Origin of the sequence: Idiomarina sp. UBA4206 (genome assembly GCF_002383015.1) — a bacterium.
GTDB classification, from domain to species: Bacteria; Pseudomonadota; Gammaproteobacteria; order Enterobacterales; family Alteromonadaceae; genus Idiomarina; species Idiomarina abyssalis.
The window spans coordinates 27367-31496 of sequence record NZ_DFTS01000037.1 but is presented as its reverse complement, the minus strand read 5'-3'; the positions used below and the strand labels follow the sequence as shown (position 1 = coordinate 31496).

The 4130-nt window shown below is 49.7% G+C and carries 5 protein-coding genes; all 5 read right to left on the bottom strand.

The genetic code is table 11. The features are described 5' to 3' along the window. Positions 1–1449 (bottom strand): TonB-dependent receptor domain-containing protein (locus tag B3180_RS07655; protein ID WP_286843855.1); only part of this gene is annotated, 1449 nt, incomplete at its 3' end. A 91-nt stretch (positions 1450–1540) separates the two neighbouring features. After that, on the bottom strand, positions 1541–1855 hold the full coding sequence (locus tag B3180_RS07650) for an ArsR/SmtB family transcription factor (protein WP_278358586.1): 315 nt from the start codon (positions 1853–1855) through the stop codon (positions 1541–1543). A 7-nt stretch (positions 1856–1862) separates the two neighbouring features. After that, complete coding sequence (locus tag B3180_RS07645; RefSeq protein WP_054488707.1) at positions 1863–2081, bottom strand: YgaP family membrane protein; 219 nt, start codon at positions 2079–2081, stop codon at positions 1863–1865. Positions 2082–2103: 22 nt separating this feature from the next. Continuing rightward, positions 2104–3309 (bottom strand): hypothetical protein, encoded by a 1206-nt coding sequence (locus tag B3180_RS07640; protein WP_278358587.1) that lies wholly within the window; start codon positions 3307–3309, stop codon positions 2104–2106. 2 nt (positions 3310–3311) lie between these two features. Then, the gene (locus B3180_RS07635) at positions 3312–4112 is read right to left on the bottom strand and encodes an outer membrane lipoprotein-sorting protein (protein WP_271332095.1); all 801 of its coding nucleotides are present in this window, start codon (positions 4110–4112) and stop codon (positions 3312–3314) included. Between the last annotated feature and the right edge of the window lie 18 nt (positions 4113–4130).

Sequence of the window (4130 nt, the reverse complement as noted above, 5' to 3'; positions counted from 1 at the left end):
GTCGCCCTTCCAGTTCAGTCCGATATCCCACTGTTGGTTGGTTTCAGCGTCCGTATTAAACGCCGACAGAGAGCTTGGTGAGCGGCGGTTGTTTCCTATGACTTCCCAGTAGTCCGGAAAGCGCTCGGCTTGCCCCCAGCCGGCATACCAGTAGCCGTTGTCGAATTTTCTTTCAACACGCACAAAGCCGCTGTGTAAGTTGTCGGTGCGAGTGTCGTTGGCGGTTGGGTTAGGCTGCGCCGGGGAGCCCATGACCATTAACATGTCGCGCTTGTCAGTTATTGACCAATGATCGAGCCGATAACCTGTCACTACCTTCCAAGCCGCGTCAATGGCGTAGTCGTACTCTGCATAAAAGGCGTCCTGGCTGAACTCGGCATCGTCGATGCGAGGCAGGTTTTGATAAGACGCGTTCAGCTGATTGCGGCTAATGCGGTCGCGATGCTCCGATTCGTGATGTTCCACGCCGGTTTTTAACCTACTACTGGCCGTTAGTGACCATTCAGACGTTATCTTTGCGCCACGTGAATGACGGTCGGGATTACGGGCGGTGGGGTTAGGCATCATCATGGACGGAGTGAAGTCACGTAATGAGTAGTTATCCATAACGTGGTCTATAGAGTTAAAGTAAGTGTTTACTGACACTTCTTCTAAATGGTTGACCTTGGGTTGCCAGTTGTAATCAAGAGACATGCTCTCTCGCTTAAATAACACACCGTCCATGCTGCGGTCCGCGTAAGCTGCCTCGCCGTCGCTGGCGCCTAACTTAAGCATAAGACGCTGGTTATCCGAAGGAGTCCAGGCAAGATCAACGTCACCACTCCAACGTTCATACTGGCTGTTAATTTTACGGTCAGAGCCATCCTGGTAATCATCGGCAGTGGCTGCGGTTGCGTTTAAGCGCACAAACCCTGCAGAAGAGCCCCACGTCATATCAGCCGAACCGTTAACACGTCCGAAGCTGGCGGTGGTCGCGTTGAGAAACCCCGAGAACTCGTGGTCATCAAACCGGCTGATGTCTCTTTCAAAATGAATAGAAGCGGCAGAGCCTGAGTAAAGAACGGTCTGTGGGCCTTTAACCACAGTCACGCTGTCGTAGCTCTGAGGTGTAATGTAGGCCGTTGGCGGATCCATGCGGCTGCTACAGCCTCCTAACAGCATTTGGTCATCGGTCACAATAGCCAGGCGCCCGGCTCCCATGCCTCTGAACAAAGGGTCTGACGACGCCCCGCCTTTACGGGTTGAACTGAACCCCGCCAGGCTTTTCAAAAAGTCTCCCGCGTCGTGAGCTGGTAGTGGCTGGCGCGGCTTCTTGGCGTCAACAACCCATTCACTCGGGGCCTGCATAGACTCGCCAATAATGACAATGCGTTCATCGACAGTGGTTTGCTGAGCCAAAACGGCGGACGGTATTGCTAATGCTAAAACTAACGGAGTAAATGACTTCATACGACACAATCTCTAGCAAGATAATGTCGCTATTATCATGAAATTTAAGGTAAAGAGGGATGCGACAAAAGGTAGCATCCCCAAAGAGATATCACTTAAGAGACGGGCAGAATTTATTTTTCAGTAACTTCATGAAAGCTTCGGTGTCCGGGTCTTTTATCGAGTAGTAGACGGTTTGAGATTCTTTTCGAATGGTGACCAGCTTTTGCTCCCGAAGCACCGCCAGGTGCTGTGAAAAAGCCGATGCACTTAAATCAAAATGCTGGTGCAACTCACCCACACTTTGTTCTCCTAATGCCAACCGGCATAAAATTTGTAAGCGGTGAGGGTTGCCTAAAGAGCGCAGAAAGTTTGCGGCGTTCTGCGCTTCTTCCTGAAGCATCTCTTGTGATTCAGTTGCACTCATGGTGTCTTTATTTTCCTGCTTTTTCTAACTCTCGCTCAGTTTTTAATCCTAAAGCTTTTTTCATAAAAATGCTTGCCGGACAAAAGCCAGTGAAAGACTGTTGAAATAGGTTGGCGCCAACAAATACGGTTAGCCATACCCAATTGGGATGAACCCAATAAGTTAAGGCTACGGATAACAATATCATAAAGCCGGCAAATGCAGTTAAAGCTCTTTCGACGCTCATTATAAAACTCCTTTACTTGATATTAAAACGCGTACCTGACTCGAAGGTAAGCATTATTGTTTTCAGTAAACTGTCCGAAAAAGGTATTCGGACGTTCGCGGAAAAACAGGTTAAAACCACCGCTGAATGACCAATTGTCGTCAATGCGGTAGTCAAAAGTGGGGCGTAAGTAGCCGTCGTTTTGATTCGGTGACACAAAAGCAAACAGCGACAGGTTCAGATCATCACGCTCGTCGCGCCAGGTTAAACGGGTGGTGAATACGGTGCGTGTTTGGGTGTCGCCTTTCTCAATGTAGGCCTGAAAACCGCCGGTAAAGCGCGTCCACAGCTCTTGCTCATAGCCAATCAGTGCGCGCCAGTGGTCTGCTGCGTCGTGACGGTTGTAATTGGCCACCTCGGTGTTAACCAGACCAGGGCCAAAGGTCATTCGCACTGACGCCCCAACCACGGTTAAACGGCCGAAGGTAGGTTGAAAGTTTTCAGTGACGGCTTCGGGGCTTTTGGTGAAGCCGTCGTAACCATAGACAGCGTATTCCACACCATCGTAGTTACGAAACAGACGCATTGCGAACTCGTCGCGCGTAGGCTCTATAAACTGAATAGAGGGGTCGTCACCAGTTAACTGCCCGGAGAGTGGGTTAAAATAGGAGATGCGCTCGCCACGAACGTAGTTATCGTGATCAAACTCCGGCGTCCAGACAAAATCAACGTTAAACCAATCAAAATAGCTGGTCACCCTAAGCGCGTCAGAAGGCGCTTTTAAGTATTCCTGGTCGCGACCAACAAAAAACGACTGCCAGTCTTTCGGAAACAGGTCATTCAGAAAAAGGAAGTCACCGGTGCCCCAGGTGAGCACCTGACGGCCAACTTTTATATCGGTATTATCGAAAACCGTGAACTGTGCATTCAGTTCGCGAATTTGGCCATGCCAGGTTTCATCGAAACCGTCGTACCAGCCGTCGGCTTTCGCGGTCCAGGTAATGTCCTGCCAACGGTCGTCGAAACCAAGCTGTAGTCGAGGCTCGGCAATAGACAAACGCTTGTGATAGGGGGAGGGTTCGAGCCGTCCGCCTATTGCCGCCTCAACGAAACCATAGACATTAATTCCCTGATCTTGTTCCGTTCCCCAACCAGAGTCCCATTGCTCATCGTCCCAGGAGTCCTGTGCCGATGCGGCTTGAGCCAAAGTGAAAAGAACGGTAAACGTTAAAATTTTCCGGTATGGCATAGTTAGTCTCTCAGTTGTAACCATTCTGCCGGCGGGTTACGTAAGCTACGCTCGCTGAAAATGCTGTCCGGCAAACCGATGTTGTACTTCATAAAGCGAAACTGCATTTCTGTTTGTCCGCCATTGGTTAAGTCCGACATGCGTGAATGAGTCACGGTTGGGTAGCCCTGAACCGTTTCGATTTTCAGTACTTCCATTTTTCGGTAGGCTTCGCCGCTGTCGTTATAGAAGGTGCTTTCAACCGGCAGCATGTGTTCTTTATCAATAACCACTTCGTAGTAGCTGAACTCAACGTTGCCAGGGTCTTTAGCTGTGCCTTTTAACACGTAACTGTCTTTGTTTTCAGAAACCAGCTCGTAACTATCCAGCTCAGTATTACGGCCGGAAACGTCTTCATAGAAAAAGTGCGAACCCACAAAAGAGGTGCGCTTATCGCCGGCAGATATGCGTTTCACCAAATCGAGATCAGGTAAATACAACCAGCGGTCATCGTCGTCGTTGACTTGTTTGACCACACGGAACACCGTGTCGCGCACGTCAGCAGGGCGTGAGAAAAATATCATCATGTCTTGTACGCCACCATCTTGTTGGTCTTTACGCAAAATGGTGAACTGCCGCATTTGTTGGCGACCCTGATTATCGGTAATAATCATCCGAGCTGCACTGCGCCCATCATCGCCGGAATAATAGGCGTTTAATTCAGCTTGCTCGACAATTTCACGCGCGCTTTTCTCAGCACCAATGGCCTGGCCGCTAATAAATAAAACGGCGGCGGATAAAGCGGTTAAAAATAGGGTTTTCATGATTGACCTCCACGGAAT

Bases quoted from the DNA above. Each gene is read 5' to 3' on its own strand.
- B3180_RS07635 (WP_271332095.1), bottom strand. From the start codon at position 4,112: ATGAAAACCCTATTTTTAACCGCTTTATCCGCCGCCGTTTTATTTATT.
- B3180_RS07650 (WP_278358586.1), bottom strand. From the start codon at position 1,855: ATGAGTGCAACTGAATCACAAGAGATGCTTCAGGAAGAAGCGCAGAAC.
- B3180_RS07645 (WP_054488707.1), bottom strand. From the start codon at position 2,081: ATGAGCGTCGAAAGAGCTTTAACTGCATTTGCCGGCTTTATGATATTG.
- B3180_RS07640 (WP_278358587.1), bottom strand. From the start codon at position 3,309: ATGCCATACCGGAAAATTTTAACGTTTACCGTTCTTTTCACTTTGGCT.